The 24727-nt window shown below is 64.8% G+C and carries 19 protein-coding genes and 2 pseudogenes; 15 read left to right on the forward strand and 6 right to left on the reverse strand.

The genetic code is table 11. The features are described from left to right. Positions 1-55 precede the first annotated feature (55 nt). Both LGN17_RS16400 and LGN17_RS16405 read right to left on the reverse strand, forming a co-directional pair. Positions 56-1312: an oxalate decarboxylase family bicupin gene (locus LGN17_RS16400; protein ID WP_226197729.1), complete on the reverse strand. Its 1257-nt coding sequence runs from the start codon at positions 1310-1312 to the stop codon at positions 56-58. Between the two features lie 406 nt (positions 1313-1718). Continuing rightward, positions 1719-2406: pseudogene (locus LGN17_RS16405) on the reverse strand (HipA domain-containing protein); the annotation flags it as partial. A gap of 193 nt (positions 2407-2599) precedes the next feature. Between LGN17_RS16405 and sapR the strand changes: the two are divergent. The 9 genes from sapR to LGN17_RS16450 all read left to right on the forward strand — a co-directional run bounded on the left by sapR (position 2600) and on the right by LGN17_RS16450 (position 10543). After that, on the forward strand, positions 2600-3487 hold the full coding sequence (gene sapR, locus LGN17_RS16410) for a sap1 transcriptional regulator SapR (protein WP_226197730.1): 888 nt from the start codon (positions 2600-2602) through the stop codon (positions 3485-3487). A gap of 16 nt (positions 3488-3503) precedes the next feature. Continuing rightward, positions 3504-4067: a D-alanyl-D-alanine dipeptidase gene (ddpX, locus tag LGN17_RS16415; protein ID WP_226197731.1), complete on the forward strand. Its 564-nt coding sequence runs from the start codon at positions 3504-3506 to the stop codon at positions 4065-4067. A gap of 73 nt (positions 4068-4140) precedes the next feature. Continuing rightward, positions 4141-5742 carry an ABC transporter substrate-binding protein gene (locus tag LGN17_RS16420; RefSeq protein WP_226197732.1) on the forward strand — a complete coding sequence of 534 codons (1602 nt, stop codon included), beginning with the start codon at positions 4141-4143 and terminating at the stop codon, positions 5740-5742. Between the two features lie 10 nt (positions 5743-5752). Next, positions 5753-6823: an ABC transporter permease gene (locus LGN17_RS16425; RefSeq protein WP_226197733.1), complete on the forward strand. Its 1071-nt coding sequence runs from the start codon at positions 5753-5755 to the stop codon at positions 6821-6823. Between the two features lie 66 nt (positions 6824-6889). Beyond that, positions 6890-7804 (forward strand): nickel transporter permease, encoded by a 915-nt coding sequence (gene nikC / locus LGN17_RS16430; RefSeq protein WP_226197734.1) that lies wholly within the window; start codon positions 6890-6892, stop codon positions 7802-7804. A 1-nt stretch (position 7805) separates the two neighbouring features. Further along, the gene (locus LGN17_RS16435; protein ID WP_226197735.1) at positions 7806-8720 is read left to right on the forward strand and encodes an ABC transporter ATP-binding protein; all 915 of its coding nucleotides are present in this window, start codon (positions 7806-7808) and stop codon (positions 8718-8720) included. Further along, positions 8717-9493, forward strand: a complete 777-nt coding sequence (locus LGN17_RS16440) for an ABC transporter ATP-binding protein (protein WP_226197736.1) — start codon at positions 8717-8719, stop codon at positions 9491-9493. The genes LGN17_RS16435 and LGN17_RS16440 overlap by 4 nt, the downstream gene beginning before the upstream one ends. Before the next feature lie 128 nt (positions 9494-9621). Then, positions 9622-9876: a GlsB/YeaQ/YmgE family stress response membrane protein gene (locus LGN17_RS16445; RefSeq protein WP_175954063.1), complete on the forward strand. Its 255-nt coding sequence runs from the start codon at positions 9622-9624 to the stop codon at positions 9874-9876. A gap of 331 nt (positions 9877-10207) precedes the next feature. Continuing rightward, on the forward strand, positions 10208-10543 hold the full coding sequence (locus LGN17_RS16450) for a type 1 fimbrial protein (protein ID WP_175954065.1): 336 nt from the start codon (positions 10208-10210) through the stop codon (positions 10541-10543). A 42-nt stretch (positions 10544-10585) separates the two neighbouring features. Here the strand turns inward: LGN17_RS16450 and LGN17_RS16455 are convergent, their stop codons facing one another. The 3 genes from LGN17_RS16455 to LGN17_RS16465 all read right to left on the reverse strand — a co-directional run bounded on the left by LGN17_RS16455 (position 10586) and on the right by LGN17_RS16465 (position 13535). Then, positions 10586-11458 carry a LysR substrate-binding domain-containing protein gene (locus LGN17_RS16455; protein WP_226197737.1) on the reverse strand — a complete coding sequence of 291 codons (873 nt, stop codon included), beginning with the start codon at positions 11456-11458 and terminating at the stop codon, positions 10586-10588. A gap of 106 nt (positions 11459-11564) precedes the next feature. Beyond that, complete coding sequence (gene bla, locus LGN17_RS16460; protein WP_226197738.1) at positions 11565-12464, reverse strand: class A beta-lactamase; 900 nt, start codon at positions 12462-12464, stop codon at positions 11565-11567. Between the two features lie 210 nt (positions 12465-12674). Continuing rightward, positions 12675-13535, reverse strand: coding sequence for a peptidoglycan DD-metalloendopeptidase family protein (locus LGN17_RS16465; RefSeq protein WP_226197739.1), 861 nt, complete (start codon positions 13533-13535; stop codon positions 12675-12677). Positions 13536-14068: 533 nt separating this feature from the next. Between LGN17_RS16465 and LGN17_RS16470 the strand changes: the two genes are divergently transcribed. The 3 genes from LGN17_RS16470 to LGN17_RS16480 all read left to right on the forward strand — a co-directional run bounded on the left by LGN17_RS16470 (position 14069) and on the right by LGN17_RS16480 (position 18067). After that, positions 14069-14965, forward strand: a complete 897-nt coding sequence (locus tag LGN17_RS16470; protein ID WP_226197740.1) for a LysR substrate-binding domain-containing protein — start codon at positions 14069-14071, stop codon at positions 14963-14965. Between the two features lie 52 nt (positions 14966-15017). Then, entirely contained in the window at positions 15018-15404 is a 387-nt protein-coding gene (locus LGN17_RS16475; protein ID WP_175954075.1) for an ester cyclase, read from the forward strand. Between the two features lie 494 nt (positions 15405-15898). After that, positions 15899-18067, forward strand: coding sequence for a hypothetical protein (locus tag LGN17_RS16480; RefSeq protein ID WP_226197741.1), 2169 nt, complete (start codon positions 15899-15901; stop codon positions 18065-18067). Between the two features lie 111 nt (positions 18068-18178). Here the strand turns inward: LGN17_RS16480 and LGN17_RS16485 are convergent. Next, a pseudogene (locus tag LGN17_RS16485) lies at positions 18179-18920 on the reverse strand (sulfite exporter TauE/SafE family protein). A 399-nt stretch (positions 18921-19319) separates the two neighbouring features. Here LGN17_RS16485 and LGN17_RS16490 point away from each other — a divergent pair. From LGN17_RS16490 to LGN17_RS16500, 3 genes are read left to right on the forward strand one after another with little or no spacing between them, the layout of a single operon-like run. Continuing rightward, complete coding sequence (locus LGN17_RS16490) at positions 19320-19589, forward strand: PAAR domain-containing protein (RefSeq protein WP_226197742.1); 270 nt, start codon at positions 19320-19322, stop codon at positions 19587-19589. After that, positions 19590-23444 carry a type VI secretion system Vgr family protein gene (locus tag LGN17_RS16495; RefSeq protein WP_226197743.1) on the forward strand — a complete coding sequence of 1285 codons (3855 nt, stop codon included), beginning with the start codon at positions 19590-19592 and terminating at the stop codon, positions 23442-23444. After that, a complete protein-coding gene (locus tag LGN17_RS16500) occupies positions 23410-24300 on the forward strand; it encodes a hypothetical protein (RefSeq protein ID WP_226197744.1) in 891 nt (296 codons plus the stop codon). Before LGN17_RS16495 ends, LGN17_RS16500 begins: the two co-directional genes overlap by 35 nt. Positions 24301-24727 lie beyond the last annotated feature (427 nt).

Below are 24727 nucleotides of genomic sequence, written 5' to 3' on the forward strand. Positions count from 1 at the left end.
TGAAGTTCGGGCGCCGCGGCCGGCGTGCCGCCTGCCGGCCGCGACGGCGGCGGCGTTACAGCGGCACGACGTCGGGGCGGTTGCGCGGAAACTGCGCGATCACGTCCGGCGCGAGGTTCAGGTGCGCTTCGACGAGTTGCGGCGGCGTATGCGCAAGCCAGTCGGACAGCGACACTTCCGCATAGCGGTCGGTCTTGAAGATCTCGAGGAACACCAGGTCGGTGCTGCCGGTGTTCTGCACGTAGTGACCGAGGCTCTTTTTCACATAGCCGACGTCGCCCGCGCGGAAGTCGGCCGTCTGCGCCTTCGGCCCCGTGTCGAATACGGTCATCCGTGCGTCGCCCTGCAGGTAGTACTGCCATTCGTCCGCGTTCGGGTGCCAGTGCAGCTCGCGCATGCCGCCCGGGTGCACGGTGACGAGCGCCGCCGCGACGGTGGTCGACACGTTGAAGTTCGTGCTGTCCGCGATCCGCACTTCGCCGCCGCGGGTCTTCCTGACCGGCTTCATGTCGCCGAGCGAGAAGATGAACGGATGCGGCGGCGCCCCGGCCGACGACGCCGACGCGCGCTGCGCTTGCGCGAGCGGACCCGGTTCGTCGCCCTGGAAGATCCACAGGTTGTCGAGCGGAATGTTCCTGAATGCGTCGGCGGGCACGCCGAAGTTGAGCGCGAGCACATCGGGCGGCGTGTGCGCGATCCAGTCGGTCAACAGCAACGTGTTGAATTCGGAGGCGCGGCCGTTATCGAACGCGAGCAGGAATTCGGCGCCGTCGGTGCCGAGGCCCTGCAGCGAATGCGGCAGCCCGGGCGGGAAATACCAGAGATCGCCGGTTTTCACGTCCTGCACCGATGGCCGCCCGAGCTCGTCCAGCACCGTGATCCGGCAGCGGCCGTCGAGCATGATGGCCCACTCGGCCTGCTGGTGCCAGTGCATCTCGCGAATGCCGCCGCGCGTGAGGCGCATGTTGACGCCTGAAATGGTTTCGGAAATCGCGAAATCGTCCTGCGTGACTTCGCGCGCCCATCCGCCATTTTGAATGCGTTTATGCGCATTATTGAACGAAGCCCAGAATAACGGCATGCCGTTGATATCGGTGGCCGGCGGATCCTGAAAAGACGGGAATTGATTGGCGATTGCCGGATTTTTCGGACCCGGGTCGGTCAGGCTCTGGCGGTTGCGCGCATTCATCGCGCCTTCCGGCGGGCGGTCCGGATTGCCGAACGAGGCGGCCTTGGCCGATACCGCGATACCCGCGGCGGCAATAGCGCCGGCGGTTCCCGCCAGCATCTTGCGTCGAGAAAGATTCGTCATGGTTTCCTCTTCATGCCTGCAATTGAGCGAATTTCCATTACGGAACTCATGCCGTTTTTCGGATTATCGAAAATCGAACATCCCGTGACGCAAGTTAAATCCAAATTCCATGAAAAATTAAATGAATTATTAACCTGAATTAATGATTTAATCTGATCCGCTTTAACTTTGTAATTATTGCGGCGCAGCGGAATACTGAAAGGTGACCGATATCGGTGAATCGGTCAGGTCCGGTGAATGCGGAAATACGACCGCGCGCGGTCGAGATGCCACACATGGCGACAAGATCGAGACATGCAACGCACGATCACGATGCGGCGCAGTCGATTCGGATCACTGATCCTCTCGAACTGAAACAGCCGTATGCCGATGCGTCGAACGCCAGCCAATCGGGCCGGGGTGCGGTTTACGCCCGCGGCATTTCGTCGAGCCGTTGCGCGGCGAACCGCAATCCACCCAGGATGCGCTCCGCTATCCTCGCCGGAAAACCGGGAGGCAGCGCAGCTGCCGACCGATTCGATCACATGCGGCGTCATCGCGACGAGCCGTTCGACGATCGGCGTCGCAATATCGCCGAGCAGGCAGTATTCGGCCATCGCGGTGAAGTGCCGTCGCGTCATGTCGCGCATCGCATGGTGCTTGCGCTTGCCGTGCACGGCCATCGCGAGCTTCGCCTTATGCCACGACCACGGGTTCCCGCCATCGCCTTCGACCGGCCAGATCGACATCACGTCGTAGAGCGGCGTGAGGCGGAAACGGCCGCCCGGCAGCAGGCGCAGGCTGAAGTTCTTCGCGTGCCCGTCCGGTGCCGCGAGCATCCAGAACACGACCAGGCCCGCGAACAGTGTGTCGAGATCCTCCCGCGCCGTTTCCGAACGGCGCAGGAGGCCGACCAGGTCAGGCACGCCGGGGCCGCCCTGCGATTCGTACTTCAGGTGCGGCGACACGCCGAGCGCCTGGCAGAAGTCCTCCTGCGGCAAGCGCAACAGCCACCCGCCGTCACGATGCAACGTCCGATCGAAACGCTCGACCGACAGTACCTTGTGCGCGCCGAAACGCACGATTTCCATATGGGCGACCGGCAGACCGAATGAATTATTCCTGTGGGGCATAAACGCAAAATATGCCTGACAGAGATAAAAACGCCTTTTTCACCTGCCCCCATGACCGCGCCCTCGACCCTATCGTCGCCCATCACCCCATAGTTTTTATCCGCTAGCGCGATTGATTTTGGCTTTGTTAGATAGATGACATTGAATCATCCAATGACAACGATCTAACATACCGATGACCTGCGCGTTCGCCCATACCGTCGAATCCCGCTTTGCCGAGCTGACGCCGACCGCGAAGCGCATCGCGAGCTACATGCTCGCGAACCTCGATCGGCTCGGCCTCGAAACCGCCGACCAGATCGCGCAGCAAACCGGCACCAGCGGCATTTCGGTCGGGCGTTTCCTGCGCAGCGTCGGCTACCGGAATCTCGACGACCTGAAACGCGAACTGCGCGGCGGCAGCGACCGTCCGTGGATGATCACCGACCGCCTCGACGAGTACCGCCGCGCCACCGCCACGCCAACGACCACCGGCGAGCACGACAGCCATCGCGGCGACGGCACGCTTGCGTCGTCGCTCGAGCGCGAACTCGACGCGATCCGCCACGTGTACCGGCTCGCCGAAGAACCGGTGTTCGCGCAGGTGGCCGACCGGATCGCCCAAGCCGACGCCGTGTTCATCCTCGGCATCCAGTCGACGCGCGGCATCAGCAACGCGTTCAGCAGCTACCTCGAATACCTGCGCCCGCGCGTGTTCTACTCGGACGGCCAGTCAGGCTCGTACGTCGATTCGCTGAACTCCGAATTCGAGCGGCCGTACTGCATCGTCACCGATACCCGCGCCTATTCGCGCAGCGCGCGCCGCTATTGCCAGGCGGCCGCCGAACGCGGCCAGCCGTTCGCGCTGGTCACCGATCTGTATTGCCCGTGGGCGCGCGAGTGGCCGGCCGACCTGCTGCAAGTGAAGACCGACGTCGGCCAGTTCTGGGATTCGCTCGCGCCGCTCACCTGCCTGTTCAACCTGCTGATCACCGCCGTGGTCGACCGCCTCGGTCCCGCGATCGACCGGCGCGTCGCGCGCAATCGCGAACTGCAGCGCACGTTCGACCAATTCGAATCCTGAGCAAACCGGACCGCCGATGAACCATCACCGCCTCGTCGAAATCACGCCCGCCACGCATCGCGTCGAAATCGATCTCGTCTACGCGACCGAGCACAACCTGACCGGCAAGCCGATCTACCGCAACGCGCACTGTCTGTTGCTCGAGCCGGCCGAAGCCGCACTGCGCCGCGCGGTGGACGTGGCCGCGCAGGCCGGCTTCACGCTGCGCCTCTACGACGCGTATCGCCCGCCGCAAGCGCAGCAGGTGCTGTGGGAGTTCCTGCCGGATCCGAACTTCGTCGCCGATCTCGGCCGCGGGTCGAACCACAGCCGCGGCACCGCGCTGGACCTGACGCTCGTCGGCGCGAACGGCGAGCCGCTCGACATGGGCACCGGCTTCGACGAGATGGTGGCCGCGTCGGGCCATTTTCACGCGGGGTTGCCCGAGCACGTGCAACGCAACCGGCTGCTGCTGCTCGGCGTGATGCATGCGGCCGGCTTCGCGCATATCGACAGCGAGTGGTGGCACTACGAGCTGCCCGGTTCGCACGCGCTGCCGCCGATCGACAACGCGGCGAGCGGCCCGTGGCGCCTGATGTGACGACGCTGCACACGCGCCCCCTTTTCATGCAGGTTCACGTTCAACGACTCAAACGACAGATGGAGAAGCGCCCATGAAATTCCCGACCTCCCGGCTCGTCGCGGCGCTGGCCGCCGCGTCCCTGTTCGCCGCCGTTCCGCTTTCCACCGCCCATGCGGAAACGCCGAAGGACATGTTCGTGATGGCCACGCTGCTCGACGAATTCACGACGCTCGATCCGGGCGAAATCTACGAACTGGTGCCGGAGGAATACGTCGCGAACACGTACGACCGGCTCGTGCGCGTCGACCTGCGCGATCCGTCGAAATTCAACGGCGACGTTGCGCAGTCTTGGACCGTGAGCCCCGACGGGCTGACCTATACGTTCAAGCTGCGCTCGGGCCTCAAGTTCCACTCGGGCAACCCGCTGACGGCCGACGACGTCGCGTGGTCGATCCAGCGCACGGTGCTGCTCGACAAGGGCCCGGCCGCGGTGCTGACCGGCATCGGGCTCACGAAGGCCAACGTCGCGGCGAACGTGAAGAAGCTGGACGACCAGACGGTGTCGATCACGACCGATCACAAATACGCGCCGACCTTCGTGCTCAACGTGCTCGGCTCGTGGCCCGCGTCGGTGCTCGACAAGAAACTGCTGCTGTCGCACCAGCAGGGCAACGACTTCGGCAATGCGTGGCTGAAGACCAACGAGGCCGGCTCCGGTGCGTACAAGCTCGTCAAGTGGTCGCCCAGCGACAGCATCGTGCTGCAACGCTTCGACGGCTACCGGCTGCCGCTCGCGATGAAGCGCATCGTGCTGCGCCACGTGCCCGAAGCGGCGAGCCAGCGGCTGCTGCTGGAAAACGGCGACGTCGACGCGGCGCGCGACCTGAGCCCCGACGATCTCGCGTCGGTCGTGAAATCGGGCAAGGCGAAAGTCACGGCCTCACCGCAGGCAACGCTGCTGTATCTCGGCCTGAACACGAAGAACCCGACGCTCGCCAAGCCCGACGTGCAGGAAGCGCTGAAGTGGCTGGTCGACTATGCGGGCATCCAGGCCAACGTCGTGAAGACGACCTACAAGGTGCACCAGACCTTCCTGCCCGAAGGCTTCCTCGGCACGCTGAATGCGAACCCGTACAAGCTCGACGTCGCGAAGGCGAAGGCGCTGCTCGCGAAGGCCGGCGTGCCGAACGGCTTCTCGGTGACGATGGACGTGCGCAACGACTATCCGTACACGGAGATCGCGCAAGCCGTGCAGGCGAACTTCGCGCAGGCGGGCGTCAAGGTGCAGCTGATCCCCGGCGACAACAAGCAGACGCTCGCGAAATACCGCGCGCGCCAGCACGACATCTACATCGGCGAATGGTCGGCCGACTACATCGACCCGCACAGCAACGCGCAGGGTTTCGCATGGAACCCCGACAACGCCGACAAGTCGAGCTACAAGATGCTGGCCTGGCGCAACAGCTGGGACATCCCGCAGCTCACGAAGGAGACCGACGCCGCGCTCGCCGAGCCGACCGCCGCGCAACGCGCGCAGCGGTACCAGGCGATGCAGAAGGAGATGCTCGCGCGCTCGCCGTTCGTGATCATGTTCGAGAAGGTCGCGCAGGTCGCGATGCGGCCCGGCGTGAGCGGGCTCGAAGTCGGGCCGATCAACGATCTCGTGTCGTACCGTCACCTGAAGAAGCAATAAGGTTCGCCGCATGTCGACTCCCGCCTCCTCCCTCGAAGCACTGCGCACGCTGCCCGCGCGGCGCCCGGCCGTACGCTGGGCGTTGCGTGTGCTGCGCTGGGCGCTCACCCTCGCCGTCACGTTCGCGGGGCTGCTCGCACTGACGTTCGTGATCGGCCGCAAGGTGCCGATCGATCCTGTCCTCGCGATCCTCGGCGATCGCGCATCGGCCGACGCGTACGCGGCCGAGCGCATCGCACTCGGCCTCGACAAGCCGCTCGTCACGCAGTTCCTGATCTACGCGCGCGACGTGCTGCACGGCAATCTCGGCATGTCGCTGCTGACGTCGAACCCCGTGCTCGACGACATCAGGCGCGTGTTCCCCGCCACGCTCGAACTCGCGACGATCGCGACGTTGATCGGCATCGCGATCGGCGTGCCGCTCGGCGTTGCGGCCGCGGTGAAGCACAACCGGCCGATCGACCACATCGCACGCTTCGTCGGCCTGATCGGCAATTCGGTGCCGGTGTTCTGGCTCGGGCTGATGGGGCTGCTGCTGTTCTATGCGCGGCTGCACTGGGTCGGCGGCCCGGGCCGGCTCGATCCCGTGTACGACGGGATGGTCGACCCGCGCACGGGCAGCCTGCTGATCGACGCGGCGCTTGCCGGCGAGTGGGACGTGTTCCGCAACGCGGTGTCGCACATCGCACTGCCGGCCGCGATCCTCGGCTACTACTCGGTCGCGTACCTGAGCCGGATGACGCGCTCGTTCATGCTCGACCAGTTGAGCCAGGAATACATCGTCACCGCGCGCGCAAAAGGCTTGTCGGAACGGCGCGTGATCTGGCGGCATGCATTCGGCAACATCATGGTGCCGCTGCTCACCGTGATCGCGCTCACGTACAGCAACCTGCTCGAAGGCTCGGTGCTGACCGAGATCGTGTTCGCGTGGCCGGGGCTTGGCTCGTACCTGACCGGCGCGCTCCTGAACGCCGACATGAATGCCGTGCTCGGCGCGACGCTCGTGATCGGCGTGATGTTCATCACCGTCAACCTGCTGACCGACGCGCTGTACCGCGTGTTCGATCCGCGTGCGCGCTGAGGGCGGCTTCGACATGACCGTTTCCATCCTGATTCCTTCACCGTCCATGCCGAAGGCCATCCGACCATGAATGCCGCCCCTCTCACGCTGCGCGCGTGGCTGCTGTCCGACGCGCCTGCGTCGCGCTCGCAGGCCGCACTCGGCCTCGCCTACCGCCGCTGGCGCCGTTTCGCGGTCAATCCGCTCAACCTGTTCGGGCTCGCGATCCTGGTGACGCTGATCGTCGTCGCGATCGTCGGCCCGCTGATCATGCCGCACGATCCGCTGCGCCAGGTGCTGTCCGACCGGCTGCTGCCGCCCGGCTCCGCATCGCACTGGCTCGGCACCGACCAGCTCGGGCGCGACATCCTCTCACGGCTGATCGCAGGTTCCCGCCTCACGCTCGGCATCGCGCTGCTCGTCGTCGTGATCGTCGTGCCGATCGGCCTCGCGATCGGCACGACGGCCGGCTATTGCGGCGGCTTCGTCGACAGCGTGCTGATGCGCATCACCGACATCGCGCTCGCGTTCCCGAAGATCGTGCTCGCGCTCGCGTTCGCCGCCGCGCTCGGGCCCGGCGTGATCAACGCGGTCGTCGCGATCTCGATCACCGCGTGGCCCGCGTATGCGCGGCTCGCGCGCGCGGAGACGATCCGCATCGCGCAGGCCGACTTCATCCACGCCGCGCGGCTGCAAGGCGCGTCGGGCCCGCGCATCCTGCTGCGCTACATCATGCCGCTGTGCATGTCGTCGGTGATCGTGCGCGCGACGCTCGACATGGCCGGCATCATCCTGACCGTCGCGGGCCTCGGCTTTCTCGGCCTCGGCGCGCAGCCGCCGAGCCCCGAGTGGGGCTTCATGGTCGCGTCGGGCCGCAACGTGCTGCTCGACGCGTGGTGGGTCGCGACGCTGCCCGGCATCGCGATCCTGCTCGTGAGCCTCGCGTTCAACCTGCTCGGCGACGGGCTGCGCGACGTCTTCGATCCCCGCCATGGAGCATGACATGCCGATGAATTTCACCCCCGCACCCGCGCCGCTCTGCGAGATCGACGGCCTGAAAATCGGCTTTCGCGGGCACGACGGCGTCGTCACCGACGCGGTGCGCGACCTGTCGCTGACGCTCGCGCCCGGCGAACGGCTCGGCATCGTCGGCGAATCGGGCTCCGGCAAATCGCTGACGGGCCGCGCGCTGCTCGGCCTGCTGCCCGACGCCGCGCGCTGGTCGGCCCGCACGATGCGCTTCGCGGGCCACGACCTGCTCGCGATGTCGCCGGGCGAACGCCGGCGGCTGTGCGGCAGCCAGATGGGGATGATCCTGCAGGATCCGAAGTATTCGCTGAACCCGGTCATGACCGTCGCGAAGCAGATGGGCGAAGCGTTCCGGCGGCACGAGCCGGGCTTGCGCGGCCGCGCGCTGCGCGAGCGGATCGTCGACGCGCTCGCGGCCGTGCAGATCCGCGACCCGGCGCGCGTCGCCGATGCGTATCCGCACGAGCTGTCGGGCGGCATGGGCCAGCGGGTGATGATCGCGATGATGGTGTCGACGGGTCCGCGCCTGCTGATCGCCGACGAGCCGACCTCCGCGCTCGACGTCGCGGTGTCGATGCAGGTGCTCGCGGTGCTCGACGCGATGATCGCGCGGCACGACACGGGCCTGATGTTTGTCAGCCACGACCTGCCGCTCGTGATGTCGTTCTGCGATCGCGTCGCGGTGATGTACGCGGGGCGCGTGGTCGAAACCTGCGCCGCGCGCGACCTGCGCGATGCGACGCATCCCTATACGCGCGGGCTGCTCGCGGCGAACCCGCCGCTCGCGAACCCGCCCGACGAACTGCCGGTGCTGCGGCGCGATCCGGCATGGCTCGACGCCGCCGCGCCCGCGCCGGCCGCTCACCTACCGAAGGAGGCCGCACGATGATCGACGTCGATCACGCATCGATCCGTTTCCCGACCCGCACGGGTCACGTCGACGCCGTGCGCGACGCAAGCTTCGCGGTCCGCGACGGCGAAGTGTTCGGGCTGGTCGGCGAATCGGGCTCCGGCAAGTCGACGCTGCTGCGCGCGCTGACGGGGCTCGTGCCGCTCGCGTCCGGCAGCCTGTCGATCGACGGCCGGCCGGTGGGCGGCACGCCCGATCGTGCCTTTCGCCGTCACGTGCAGATGGTGTTCCAGGATCCGTACGCGTCGCTGCATCCGCGCTTCACGGTCGACCAGACGCTGCGCGAACCGCTGTCGATCCACGGCATCGGCGACGCCGATACGCGCATCGCCCGCGCGCTGTCCGAGGTTGGCCTTGGCCCCACGTTCCGGTTCCGCTATCCGCACCAGCTGTCGGGCGGCCAGCGGCAGCGCGTCGCGATCGCGCGCGCGCTGATCGTCGAGCCGCGCGTGCTGCTGCTCGACGAGCCGACGTCCGCGCTCGACGTGTCGGTGCAGGCCGAGATCCTGAACCTGCTGCGCCGCCTGCATCGCGAACGCAACCTGACGATGATCCTCGTCAGCCACAACCTCGCGGTGATCGGCTTCCTGTGCCAGCGCGTCGCGGTGATGCAGCACGGCGAGATCGTCGAGCTGCTCCGGATCGAGGACGTGCGCGCCGGGCAGGTTGCACGCGACTACACGCGCACGCTGCTGAACGCGACCGAAGGCTACCGTCGTCTCGACCCGGTGGCAGGCGCGCCGGTAGCCTGACATGTGCGCGCCGCGCCGGCATGCGATACTCGGCGCGCCACGCAACGGCCCGCGGCCCATGGAACCCTGGTGCGCCGCACGGGTCAATTTCGTTTCGTCAACAGCTCAACCGCAATAGGGAGGCGTTCATGCTGCAATTCATCGAAACCCTGGTCGTCGGGCTCATCGTCGGCCTCCTCGCCCGCGCGCTCAAGCCCGGCGACGACAAGATGGGCATCCTGATGACCACCGTGCTCGGCATCGTCGGCTCGCTGGTCGCCGGCTACGTCGGCCGCGCCGCCGGCTGGTACGCACCGGGCCAGGGCGCGGGCTGGATCGCGTCGATCATCGGCGCGATCGTGCTGCTCGTGATCGTCGGCGCGGTACGCAAGCGCGCGAACTGAACGGCGCACCTTCGGCTCCAACGCAAGACGGCCGCTCATCTCGAGCGGCCGTCTTGCTTTCCGGGCGGCGCAAGGCCGTTGCCCACACAACGGTCACGACGACCGTTCGTCCTTCGATCTTATGCCACCCGGCATTTCCCTGACTTGCGGTTGCACAGATTCGGCCTACATTGGTTTAAGCAATACGCAATCGTTTGCCGATTGCCATTATTTCGATTTTTTTCATTCAAGAGGTCCGATGGTTTTGCCGTTTACGCATACAGCATTGCAGCGTTGACGGACTGCCACCCGAGCGGCCACGCTGCGACGCGCTTCCTTTCTGGAGCCTGTCATGAAGCACCGCCCTATCGCCGCCTCGTTCGTCCTGGCTGCCTCGCTTCTGGCCACTTCCTCATCGTTTGCTGCCGGCGCGTCCGGCACCATCTCCTTTTCCGGCATGATCGTCGAGCCGCCCTGCTCGTTCGCGGTCGATACGGCCGATCTCGCCCGCGGGCAAGTACGCCCCGACTGTCCGCGCCCGGCAAGCGGCCAGATCGCATTCGTCGACGCGGCGAGCCAGCAGGCCATCAAGACCACGACCTTTACCCAGGCCTCGCGCGCAATCGTTTTACCGAACCGTCCAGGCAACCACCAGGCGCCGATGATCGCCGTCGTGACGTACCAGTAAATCCGCCCGCCGGCGCGACGCCCGGCGGGTTCCGCGCGCCGGTCAATCGCGATGGCGCGCGATCCAGTCGCTGAACGCGCGGATCTTCTGCTGGCTGCCGATGTTCTCGGGATACACGAAGAAGTAGCGCGCGCCCGTCTCGAGCACGATGTCGAACGGCCGTTCAAGCCGGCGTGCGCTGACGTCGTCGTCGACGAGCGTCACGTCGCCGATCGCGACGCCGAAGCCCTGCATCGCCGCATTCGTCGCGAGATCGAGCGTGTCGAACGTCGGCCCGCGCGCCGGATCGACGCTGCGCTCGCCCGCGTGATCGAGCCATGCGCGCCAGTCGCGATGGTCGCGGGTCGGATGCAGCAACGTATGGCGCGCGAGATCGCCGACCGCGTCGAGCGGCGACGTCTGCCTCAATTCGGGCGCGCAGACGGGCGTCAGCCGCTCGTCGAACAGCGGCAGCGCGCACACGCCCGTGCCCGGCGACGTACCGTAGACGACCGCCGCATCGAACGGCTCGGTCGCGAAATCGACGACGTGCTGCCACGCGGTGGTGATCTGCACATGCAGATCGGGATGCTCGCCCTGGAAGCGCATGATGCGCGGCAGCATCCAGCGCATCACGCAGGTCGGCACCTTCAGCGCGAGATCGGTGCGCTGCCGCGTGAGCTTCATCGAAATATCTTCGATCCGCGCGAAGCTCTCGTTGACGACCGGCAGCAACTGTTCGCCCTCCGCCGTCAGCGTGAGGCCCTTCGCATGCCGCTTGAACAACGGGAAACCGTAATGCGCCTCGAGCGTCTGGATCTGCCGGCTTACCGCGCCCTGCGTGATGCACAGCTGCTCGGCCGCGCGCGTGAAGCTGCGGTGGCGAGCCACCGTCGAGAAAATCTGCAGCGCGTGCAGGGGCGGAAGTCGGCGCATGAAGAAGGCAAACGGAAAAACGGCGCGGAGGGACCGCGCGCCGACGCCGGCGCGCGCTGTCCGACACGATAAGCCAAACGCCGGCTTTGCGCGAGGCGCGGGACGCTCAGGCCGTCGCGGTGAGCGCGCCCGCCACGATGCGCGCCGCCGACGCGACGACGTCCGCGCGGGCCGCCGCGGCGGCCTGCGGCTGTGTGAACGACACGGCCATCACGATCGGCGCACGCGACGGCGGCCACAGCACCGCGACGTCGGTCGTCGTGCCGTAGCCGCCCGTGCCGGCCTTGTCCGCGATGCGCCAGCCGGGCGGCACACCCGCGGCGATGCCGGTCGCGCCGCGCGCGCCGCCGACCATCCACTCCGTCAGTTGGGCGCGCTGCGGCTCGTGCAGCGTGTTGCCGAGCAGCAGCCGCTGCAGCGTGTCGACCATCTCGACCGGCGTCGACGTGTCGCGTTCGTCGCCGGGCGCCGCGTTGTTCAGTTCGGGTTCCCAGTGGTCGAGGCGAAACGACGTGGCGCCGCTCTCGCGCGCGAACGACGTGACGGCCTGCGGGCCGCCGAGCACGCCCATCAGCAGGTTGCCGGCGCCCTTGTCGCCCGACTGCAGCATCGCCGCGCACAGCTGCTCGATCGTCATGCCCGTGTCGACGTGGCTTTCCGTGATCGGCGAGCCCGACACGATTTCATAGCGGCGGTACAGGATGCGGCGCGGCAGCAGCGACGCGTCGAGCGAGCCGCGCGCGAGCATCGCGGCAGCCGCGACGACCGCATACGTGCCGCACAGCGGGAAGCGCTCGCGCGCACGGTGCGCGATCCGCACGCCGTTCGACGTATCGAGCGCGGCGACGCCGAGCCGGCCATTCGAGGCCTTCTCGAGCGCGGTCAGTTCGGCCTGGGCAGTGTGGGCGCGCCCCTGGTCGGCGACCGGCGCGGACGTGCACGCGGCGACGAACGGCGCGGCAACGGCGGCAAGCAACAGCGAACGGCGTGTCGGAGAATGTTCCATGAATGTGATGTGTTCTGTCGGAATCGGTGGCACGAAGCAACGCGGGCGCGCCTTGAACACGCGCGCCCGTTCACGCCGGCGGCCGGCCCGCGACGGCCTACGCCGCGCATCCCCGAAAGACGGCCGTCGGCCCCGCGCAGCGCGGGACTCGCATGAACAGGCCCTAGCGTAGCAGTGACCGCCGCCGCGTTCCAGCGAAACGGCCCGGCTTCACCCTTGCGACGAAGGCAGATACGGCATCGGATTGACCGGCTTGCCGTCGCGCCGCACTTCGAACAGCAGCGCGACACGCGAGTTGTCGAGGTCGCCCATCTCGGCGATCTCGTCGCCCTGGCGCACGATGTCGCCCGTCTTCACGAGCAGCTTGCGGTTATGCGCATAGGCGGTCAGGAAATCCGCGTTGTGCTGGACGATGATCAGGCTGCCGTAATCGTTCAGGCCGGTGCCCGCGTACATCACGCGGCCGTCGGCCGCGGCGCGGACCGGGTCGCCCGGCCGGCCGGCGATCTGGATGCCGCGGTTCTGCCCCGGCCGGAACCCGTCGACGATCTTGCCGTTCGCGGGCCACGTGAGTGCGACGCCGCCCGCATGCCGCTTCGTTTCCTTGACGACCTGACGGTCGCTCGCGCTCGACGCCGCGGTCTGCGCGGTTGCCTGGTTGCTCGCTGCCCCATTGCTCGACGCCGACGACGCAGCCACCTGCGTGCCGGCCACGCCCGACGGCGGCAACGGCTGCTGCTTGACGATGCGCAGCACCTGTCCCATGCGCAGCCTGCCCTTCGCACCCAGCTTGTTCCAGGTGCGCAGGTCGGCCACGCTGCAGCCGCTCGCTGACGCGATGCCCGTCAACGTGTCGCCGCGCTTCACGACGTACTTCCGCGCGACGAGAATCGGCGCCGGCGGCGGTGTGACGGCCGACTGCGCGGCAGCGGGCGGGCTCGACGGCGACGGTTGTCCCGCCAGCGTGTCGCTTGGCGAAACGGACTGCGTGCTTGCACAACCGGCCATGACGAGCACGGCTGCCAGTCCCGGCAGCCACGCTGCGTTGCGGTGAATCTCGCGCGTTTTCATGGACGATCCGACTCCGGTTTGACAATCTTTCAAGCATCTCAAAAACGGAACGGCCGACGTGTAACCGGATGCAAACAATGATGACAAACGATCACGAACCGGATGCCGGCCGGCATTCGCTACCGGTAATACGGCCCGACCCGGAAAAACTTGATGGTCTGGTTGCGTGAAAACGGAAGAATTTTCGTTTCAGGAAACTATGGCGAATGCGTTTCGATAGGTGCGAAACGAGACTACCGCCTGCTGCGGCGCGCGCCCGCCGCGATGTTCAACGCAACCACGCGGCGAGTTCGGAGCAGGCCCACGCGATGCCGATGCACAGGAACAGTACGTGCAACGCGATCTTGAACGACACGCCCCACGACGGATCGATCTGCATGACAGGCTCCCCGGTTGATGTGCGGCCATGATCCGTCATCGATCCCGCCCCGAAAATGCGGAACCGGCGAATCAGGCCTCAGGCTGTGCCTGAGACCGCGGCCGCGGTTCCCTGCTAACTTATCGGCCATTCCAACACGATCGCCCCGCCCATCATGCGCTTCGACCTGACCGACCTGCGGCTCTTCCTGAACATCTGCGAGGCCGGCACGATCACGAGCGGCGCCGAGCGGACCCACATCACGCTGCAGGCCGCGAGCGAGCGCATCCGCGGCATGGAGGACGAACTCGGCGTGCCGCTGCTGCATCGGACCAAGTCGGGCGCGCAGGCCACCGACGCGGGCCGCGCGCTCGAGCATCACGCGCGCACCGTGCTGCAGCAGATCGACCACATGCGCGGCGAGTTGCAGCAATACGGCCAGGGGCTGCGCGGGCATATCCGGCTGCTGTGCAACACGGCGTCGCTGAGCGAATACCTGCCCGACGCACTGGCCGACTACCTGCCGCTTCATCCGAAGCTGTCGATCAGCGTCGAGGAGCGCTCGAGCCAGGAAATCGTGCATGCGATCCGCAACAAGACGGCCGAGGTCGGCATCGTCGCCGATTCGGTCGGGCTCGGCGGGCTCGAACAGAAGCCGTTCCGCGAAGACTGGCTGATCGTCGTCGTGCCGGCCGCGCATCCGCTCGCGTCGCAAGGCGAGGTCGCGTTCGACTCGATCGCCGACGCCGACTTCATCGGCCTCACCGACGGCAGCGCGCTGCAGGTGCATCTCGCCGACCAGGCGCGCGCACTCGGCAAGCGGATCCGCTATCGCGTGCAACTGAAAAGCTTCGATGCGATCTGCCGCGTGATCGCCAGCGGCGTGGGCATCGGCATCGTGTCGCGGCACGCGGCCGAACGCGCGATGCAGACGATGGACGTGCGGCTCGTCGAGCTGTCCGATCCGTGGAGCCACCGGAAGCTGACGCTGTGCGCGCGCTCGTTCGATGCGCTGCCGAAGTACACGCGCGAGTTCGTCGCGTTCTTGTCCGGCGAAACGGCGCCGCGATGATGCGCGCCGCACTCGCCCCCATCGACACATGGAAACACACGGAGGGACGCTCATGACCGACATCGATCTCGCCAATCGCTACCGTGCATATCTCGACTGCCTGAACCGGCGGGACTGGGCGGCGCTCGGCCAGTATGTCGACGACGACGTGATTCACAACGACCGGCCGCTCGGCCTCGCCGGCTACCGCGCGATGCTGGAGCAGGACTGCCGCGACATTCCGGATCTGCGCTTCGACATCCGGCTGCTCACATGCGAACCGCCGCTCGTCGCGTGCCGGCTTCGCTTCGCGTGTTCGCCGAAAGGAACGTTCATGGGGCTCGCCATCGACGGCAGGAAAGTCACGTTCGCCGAGAACGTGTTCTACGAATTTCACGACGGCAAGATCCGGCAGGTCTGGTCGGCGATCGACAAGGCGGCGCTCGAGGCTCAGCTGTGACATCGCCGGCGCGGCCGGAGGCCCGTCGCGATCGATGAGCCGACGTCCGGCTCGATTCGCCTCTTGTGGATAACGTTTTCTCTCTAACACAACCAAGCGCATCTCGCCGGATAGCGTGCCGCCTCGCCGCGTCGTCACCCGCATCCTGCGCTCCATCGAATCGATCCAGGTAAAAATTCCTCGCGATTTCCGCATCATCCGGCTCTCGCTTCCTGCCCCTGCTTTCCCGCGATTCGGGTTTCTACCGGCGCGTCCCGCGCGAAAGTTCATTGACATCACGCCTGTCGATGTCTAAATTTGGAAAACGTTTTCCTTCGCATCGGTGCGACGCCGTTCACGGCCCGCGCAGGGGGAACGCTTGCCCGCTCGGGTTGCGATTTCGGGCCACCGTCTTCAGGGATCAGGATTGCCAGGCGGAGGTCAGGGACGGGCGCCGGGCGCGGCAACGGTCATACCGGCCCGCCCCTCATCACTATTCAAAAACTGGAGACACAATGCATCCGCGCAGCAGATTCGCGCTCGGCGCCGCGCTCAGCGCCCTTTCCGTCCTGTTCGTCAGCGCCTGCGGCGGCAGCGACGTGACCGACACGCCTCCCGCATCGTCGCCGCCGTCGACCGCGACGCCCTCGCTCGCGGCGAACTCGCTGCAGGCGCTCGTCTACGGCGCGCCCGACACCAGCGTGCCGGCCGGCGCGGACATCCCCGTCACGATGATGGGCCAGATGCGCGCGCTGTTCGACCTGATCCGGAAATCGCCCGACTTCACGCAGGTCGTGATGGATCTCGGCGACGGCACGCCGGTGCACGTGCTCGATACGAACACCGGCGACAAATTCCTGCCGGGCAAGCTCGCGCTCGGGCTGTCGTACATCCTGATCGACATGAAGTCGAAGGGCGACCCGCAATACGCGAGCTATCTCGCCACCTACCAGACGATCACGACCGCGATGATGGCGCAGTCGGGCAGCAACTACACGTATGCGAATACGTCGTGGGGCGAGTACTACTACCTCGTCGCGCTGAACAACCTGAAGGCGCACGGAATGCTCAACGAAGTCTTCAGCGACGCGATGCTCGCGACGCTGCAGCAACGGCTCACCTTCTGCGACATGTTCGGCCCCGACGCGAGCGGCAAGACCAATACGTGCCCGGCCGCGGGCACGCCGATCGACATCGCGTCGCTCAACACGGCGCAGAACTACTATGCGGTGTCCTACGGAATCGCCGGGTTGCGCCAGAAGCTGGGCTGGAGCAACCCGTCGTTCGCGTCGGCGACCGATCCGTCGGTCGCGACGATGGGCGCACGCGATGCGCTGCTGTACACGCTCACGAACCACATCCGCAACGACTCGTCGGGCGGGTTCTCGGACGAAGCGTCGAACACGCACACGACCTACTACGACCAGGCGCGCTTCGATCGCTACAGCACGTTGCTGATCGGCGAAGTGACCGAGCGCACGTTCGAGATGGGTAACGAGGCGAACCTCACGCCGGAACTGAAGGGGTATCTGCGCAAGTCCGTCGACCTGATCCTCCCGCAACTGAACGGCGACGGCCAGGGCTTCAACTACGGCCGCTCGATCGGCCCGTACGGCGATTCCGCGTTCATGGAAATACTGACGGCCGCGGCCAATGCCGGCGTGCTGACCGACCAGGAGAAGCAGATCGCGTACGCGTTCATCTACAAGGCCGCGCATCGCTTCGACACGTACTGGTACGACCCGTCGCTGCCGACGCCGTCGGTGAACATGTGGGTCAAGGGCCGCGGCACCGATGCGTATCGCGGCAAGCCGCGCGTGATGGGCGAGAACTTCAGCCTGCTGCACCAGTACCTGTACGTGAACGCGTGGTGGAACAAGCTCGGCTTCGGCGGCAAGGCGCCGATGGCCGATGCGGACTACAACGCGTGGCTCGACGCGCTGCCGCATTACACGCTCACCTGGTACAACCAGCCGGGCGACACAGCGCATCCGTACAGTGCGGCGCTCGTCACCGTGCGCGACGGCCGGCGCGTGATCAACCTGAACCTCAGCCAGGCGCCCGACTACAACTCGTACACGCCGTACTACCCGGTGCCGTTCTCCGACAAGCTGATCTACGGCACGACCGATCTCGGCTACGCGCTGCTGGTGCCGCAGGTGTCGTACAACGGGAAGACCTACATTCCCGTCACGTACTACAAGAACCTGAATGTCCAGCAAAGCAACGGGCAGGTGATCGTGTCGTTCGATACCGCGAAATTCCGGCTCGCGTCGAAGAACGCGGCGTACACGACGGATCTCGACCTGCAGGTGCATACGGTATTGACGTTCGCGCACGGCTCGGTCGCACGCAGCGATACGCTGAGCACGGGCACGCTCACCGGTAACCTGTCGGTCGAAACGGACTTCACATCGTTCGCGGATTTCGCATCGACGCAGGCGAACGGCGACGGCGTGTCGGTGACCTACGCGAACAGCGCCGCGACCGGCTATGCGGCGTCCGGGTTCGACAACTGCGCGCTGTCCGCCTTCGACACGGTGAACGGCACGACGAACCCGCTGTCGACCACGCCGATCGGCCAGCTGCATTCGAACTTCGCCTGCACGACGAAGCCGTTCGCACTCGGCGCGGGCGCGACCCGCACGTTCGGATGGACGCTGAAATACGCCGACCCGGCCTGAGCTGTGTGACCCACACCCACGTCCGGCGAACGACCCCGAACCCGGCTGTTGTCGAAACCGGCGTCAGGATCGTCACGGACAGCGGGCATCGCGCTCGTCGGCGATGCCCGCTTACAGCCACCCCGAAGCCGCCGTATACGCGCCGAGCGCGATCAGCCCGACGAAGAAGCAGCGCTTGAACGCCTTCTCGCTCATCACGCGCCGCGCATACTGGCCGCCGGCCATGCCCGCCAGCGCCGGCACGAGCGCGAGCACCGACACGCCGAGATCGCCCGTCTCCAGCACGCCCGTCACGCGCAACTGCAGGCCGAGCACGATCGTCGACGCGGTGAACGACAGCCCGAGCGCCTGGATCAGGTCGTCCTTCGACAACCGCAGCGCCTGCAGGTACGGCACGGCCGGCACGACGAACACGCCGGTCGCGGCCGTCACGACACCCGTCAGGTAGCCGACCACGAGCGACAGCCATTTTTCATGGCGACCCGGCGCGGGCAGCCTCGCGGCGGCCAGCCCCCACAGCCCGTAGAGGATCAGCACCACGCCGAGCGCCGCATGCGTCCAGGTGCTGCCGGCCGCGAGCGCGGGCAGGCCGCCCGTCAGCGTGCCGATCGTCAGGCCGGCGAGCAGCGGCCACAGCCGGCGCAGCAGCGGCCCGAACGACGGGCCGAGCCACAACTGCCACACGTTGGTGATGAACGACGGCACGAGCAGCAGGCTCGCGGCGGCCGACGGCGGCATCGCGAGCGTCAGCAGCCCCATCGTGATCGTCGGAAGCCCGAGCCCGATCATGCCCTTGACCGCGCCGGCCAGCAGGCCCCCCCCCCGCGATGATCGTCAGCGTATGAATGTGCATGAAGGGCATTCCGTCCGGTTGAGTACGGCGCCGATGGTGAACCCCGATCGCGCCGCTCGCCATCTGGTTTTGCCTGAGGCTGGCTAGGGCTTGCCGGGCGTACCGCCAAGCAAGCGTTTCGGACAGGATATGCCGCGCAACGACGTCGATGTCATTGCCACCGCACACACGAATTCCGGGCGCAATGACGGAGCCATACAGTGCCTGATGCGGGGAAACACACGGAATCAACGCGCCGCCATCTGACACGGTGCCCTCTCAATGTGTCCGCCTTGCTCTCGCCCTCTGAAGCCACCCCAAATAGGGGTAATCCAATATTGAGAAACGATTTGGACAAGCCGCTGTAGAGTTTTCCGCTCGCATCGCAGTACATATCTTTGCGGCGAAACAGGAGCGCGCATGAAAGACCAGCATGGACGGGACATGATTCGCTTGTGCGACACCACCGACCACGGCGGTGAAGTTGTCGACGCAGCCAACGATTTGAAGCATATGGGGATTGCCGTCGCGCTTGACGGCCACGAGGTATGGTGCCCCCGATGCGGTGGCGTGTTTCCACTGCTTGCAAGCGGTCCCCGCACGCATCGCGACCGGCGCGTGGGTTATCACGGCGACAAGACCGGTTGTGGTGCGACCGTCATTGGTCAGCGAACGGCGGGGGCCGAGTAAATGGCGATTTTGTCTCAGACCCGTACGCTCTCGATCTCCGGCGAGTCGTTGCCCACCTATGGCATGGATGCGCTACCGGTATTCGCTCCAGTGCGCCTGCAAGGCACCGAAACCATCGGCCGACTCGACGAATGCCGCTACCTCGTCACGCTGCGCACCGACGACGCCTATGCCGTTTCGCCGAACCGCACGGCCGATCTCGATCTGGACAAGATGGTCGGCACGGAAGTCACCGTGTCGATCCAGCTCGAAGGCAAGGGGCGGTTCATTCCGGGGCTGGCAGGTGTCGCCGGACTTGGCAACATCGGCGCGGGAACGCGCGAGATCATCGGATTGGTCGAGGCTGCACGACTAGCCGGTCAGGATCGCGATGCGATCCTGTACGAACTGGAACTGCGGCCGTGGCTCTACCGCGCGACCCTGACGCAGGATTGCCGTCTGTTTCAGGATATGACCGTCGTTGAAATCACCGACGCGGTGCTTTCGAAGTATCCCTACCCTGTCGACAAGCGGCTGGGCGCCTTTCGGGGCGTCTATCCCAAACGCGACTTACAGAGACAGGCGTTTGAATCGGACTGGGCGTTCCTGCAACGCCTCTGGGAAGAATGGGGAATCTGGTGGTGGTTCGAACACGATGACGGCCATCATCGTCTGGTCCTGTGCGACACGATGGGCGGACACCAACCGCACGGGCAGGCTTACGAGACCTTGCGCTATCTGCCGCCCGGCGGTCAGCGCATCGACGAGGAACACATTCACACGCTATCCGTGACCAGTCGATTGACGGCAGGGTCCGTGAGCGTAACGGATTACGACTACACGCGGCCGCGCGCGAGGCTGGGCGTGTCCGTGGAAGATCCTCGTCCGACGGCCAGCTCGGATGGCGAGATCTATGACTGGGGAAACTACAGCCAGCCGCTCGCCGGTGCGCCAGGGCTGACGGGCGAGCCGAACGATACGGAGTGGGAGGCGCGTCACTTCGCGCGGGTTCAGCTTGAGGCGCAGCGCTGCGTGGGGCGGCGTGCGCACGGCAAAGGAAATCTGCGCGGCTTGGCGGTCGGCCGCACCTTTACGCTCATTGGCCATCCGCAGCAAGCGGCGAATCGTGAATACGTGGTTGTGTCCTGCACGCTCGATATCGAGGAAGTCGCTGGGCGAGCCGGCAGCGCGCCAACCTATCGCGCCGAAGCGCAGTTCGAACTGCTGCCGACGAACGAGCCGTTCCGGCTGGAGCGCAGCGTACGCAAGCCCATTATGGGCGGACCTGAGAAAGCAATCGTCGTCGGCCCCGCCCGGCAGGAGATCTGGACGGACCAATACGGTCGCGTGAAGGTGCAGTTCCACTGGGATCGCCACGGCCAGCACGATGAGAATTCAGGCATCTGGCTACGTGTGCTGTCGCCTTGGCAAGGCGTCGACATGGGCGCGACGTTCATTCCACGCATCGGTCACGAGGTGGCGGTGTCGCACTACTACGGCGACCCGGACCTGCCCGTGATTATCGGTAGTGCCGTCAACGCGTTCCGCCAGCCTGCGCTGGAGCAGCCACACAATCACGCGGTATCGGTCATTCGCGGCCGGGAACTCCACGGCAACGCGTCCGGCCATCTGGCGATCGACGATACGCGGGAGCAAATCCAGACGCAGCTTGCGAGCGACGCAGGGATATCGCAGCTGAGTCTCGGCCATATCCGCCGCATTACCCGAAAAAAAGGGCGCGCCGATGCGCGCGGCAAGGGCTTCGATCTCCGCACCGACGATTGGGGCGTGGTGCGCGCGCTGAAGGGTTTGTTTGTGTCGACTGACGGTCAACCGGGTGGCGCCGGCCATGCGAAGGACGCCAAGGAGGCCATCGGCCGACTCACGCGGGCGCGCGAACTGCAGGAAAGCCTCACTGGCCTGGCGCAACGGCATCAGGCGCAACAGCCCGACGCGGATCAGAGCGATGTGGCCAAGGCGATCAAGGCGCGCAACGATGCGATTCGTGGCCATACGCCTGCCGGCCCGGACGATTTCCCGGAATTGACAGAGGCGGACATCGTACTGGCCGGACCAGCCGGATTCAGTCTGGCAGCCGAGCGTAGCGCTCACATTGCGAGCGGCGAGGATGTTGCCGTAACAAGCGGCCGGCATGTCGGGCTTGCCGTGGGGCGTTCGCTGTTCGCGAGCGTGTCGAACGCGTTCTCATTGTTCGTGCACAAGGCCGGCATGGCGCTCGTCGCCGCAGCCGGGAAAGTGCGTATCGAAGCGCAAACCGACGGTGTTGACCTCACCGCAAAGAAGACCATCAACATCACGAGTACGACCGACAGCATCCACCTGCATGCGGCAGAGGAAATCGTGCTGCACGCGGGAAGTACGGAGGTTCGCATCAGCGAACGCGGGTATGTCGTAAAGACCGCCGGCGAGCATACGGTCCACGCGGGCAGTCATCAGACCGACGCGGCGCAGGTGCGGCCGATGCGCCTGCCGGTCACGCCCGACAATCCGGGGCAGTATGCCGCGCACTTCGTGCTGCTGGAACACGACAGCGGATTCGCGCTACCGAACCAGCCGTACCGCGTCACGCTCGATAACGGTCGCGTGATCGAGGGGGTGAGCAACGAACTGGGCGAAACGGAAGTCGTGACGAGCCACGACATCGCGTTCGGCACGGTGGAACTGCTGGCGGCGAGCGATCCGGACAAGGTGATTGCGGTGAACCGGGCCGCTGTCGTGCGCGATAACACGATGCCCTACACAGCCAAGGCACCGAACGCCGACAAGCGCACCACGACGGTCAAGGGCAAGAAGGTCAGCACGCCGGAGCAAGGGGCCACGTCCGAGCGTCAGCCGGCGGCGTTCGCGACCTGCGATCCGCTCAACTTCGGGCTGCGTTTCCACCACTTCATCGACGGCGCCAAGCAGAGCGATACGCCCCCTGACATGCCGGTGCGCCGCGACGTCGAGTATCCGGTAACGAAGACCTATACGGCGGCGATCAAGAAGGCACTTAATGAAATTGAGTGGGGAAAGTTCAATACGTTGAGCGGCGAGATATCGGACGAAGCAAAGGAAAGTATCGCGCTTGCGGTTGGCAATGTATTGAATACCGCCCTTGCAGCTGGGCCGTTTGGATTGCCAAGAGGTTCTTCAAGTGACCGGATGAGGTCAAATGGAGCGACTCCCAAAATCGATATTGTTAACTCAAAGAATGGTCGATCCAGATACAACATGCGTCCGGACGTAAGCGCATCGTTTTCCACATTGAGGTGGACGATAGTCGTTCAAGAGGCAGAAATCATGAAAATCATTGCAGCGACAAAAAATGATGTCGCCCTGGATAGCGCCCTGAAAGGGCTCGCGGACACGCTTTATCACGAAGCGCGACATTGTCAGCAGTCGTTCTGGATGACTGCCTTACTTCATCAGCACAGTGAAGATTACGCCGCATTCCATAAAATCAAGACCATTTATCAACAATATATCCACGAAGATATCTTGACCGTTGCCCAAAAAGCTCAAATTCCCAACGATGCACGGGTTGCCACGGGACTTCATCGCATGTTGATTTTCCACTACTACTGGATGATTTCACATCTGCAAAATCAGACGGGCGGAGCCTATGTGAAGCCAGACGTGTCGATTGCACAGGCCGAGGTGTGCAAGCTGTTGAGAGTGTCGCCAGAAACGGCGGCCAAGATGGTAAGTTTCGAAGAAGGTTACCGGAGCCAGCTACATGAAGAAGATGCTTATGCGTGTGCAGAAGTGGTGCAAGCCTATTGGAACCGCTCTGATCGTGCTTTCGTGCGTAACCCCGGTACATGCACAGGAGGATACGATGATTCACTTCAAGTCATTGGAGGAGGGATTTGAAATGCAGACGACCGACGAAGAGCAACGCGTCATGCTGCGGACCATTCTTAAAACAGCGATGGAAATTCTCCGCGATGATGTCTCATACGATCCCGATCATATAGTATTTGGAGATAATTACACAACATGGACACACCCTCCTGCAAAAGGATTCCTTTATAAGTACAAAAATCGTGCGCTGCGGAGTACGAAGATTGAATTTTCCACCGGCGACGATCCAGAGGACTACAGCGATAATCGCGATAAAGTTAAAATCGTTCCAGCTGGGGTAAGAATTATCCTTGACGCAAGGATTTCCAGCCTACCTGAAACGGAAATCAAATCGCTTCTTCAGCTGGAGGACTATTGGGTTGATGGGGAAGGGAATCGCAAATACGGTAACGAGATGATGGTACGTGATCCGAAGATGCCAAATTTGCAATCTTTTCGCTACCGATCAAAAAATATTTTTGGAGGCAAGTTCCCCGTGAATGTCAATCTATTTTACGTGAATCCGCTGGACGGTTCATTTCCGCCCATGCTCGATGAAGTTAGAATAAGCCGAGCGTACAAGATTTTGACACCGGAGGAACGCGAGCAGCGCCGCTTGGAGGAGCAACAGGCCAAGCGCCACAAATACGGATTGCTGAATCTGTGTACGGGCATGCTGTGCCCTGAAACGGGAATCTGGCAGGGATACACCAAGACTTCCAGTTCGGATATTCATATGATCCGGAAGGGGCATAGATTTCCCGATGTCCGCACGCTAACTCCTCGAGAGCAAGCGGAACGAAACCAGTACACGAACCTGTTTGAGCCGGGCCAGTGGATGTGGGTAGAGGAATATGTGAAGCCGGAGTGGATAAAAGACGGCTGACCTGGAAATTGGAGCATGGGCCGGGGGGCGCTTCCGAGAAAAATGTCGTGTTGCCGGATACCCCCCCGCCCTCCATTCCTTTGCGAAATCTCGACTTTTTACCCTGGAATTTCGGGCGGATTGCCCGGACACCCGAAGGACATCGAAATGCAAAAAGGTAAAATTCGGAACCCAACCGACTGGCTCGCCGGTGCCCATGTAGGCAGCACGTGGTGACGAATCATGCGCGACGCGACGCCCGGCCCAGTCCGATCTGGGCACGCTGTCCATGATCGCCGATACGCGATGCCGTGCTGCGGCTCGCCGACTTCAGCAAGAAGTCCCTACGCGGCACAACACGACGCCCCTTTCACGTCTGGCATTTAGCTGATTACCCTCCCGGAAAAATATAAGAAAGCGACGGATTGTTCAGACCGCACGAAACGCC

This window comes from Burkholderia sp. AU30280, assembly GCF_020420125.1.
Lineage (GTDB): Bacteria > Pseudomonadota > Gammaproteobacteria > Burkholderiales > Burkholderiaceae > Burkholderia.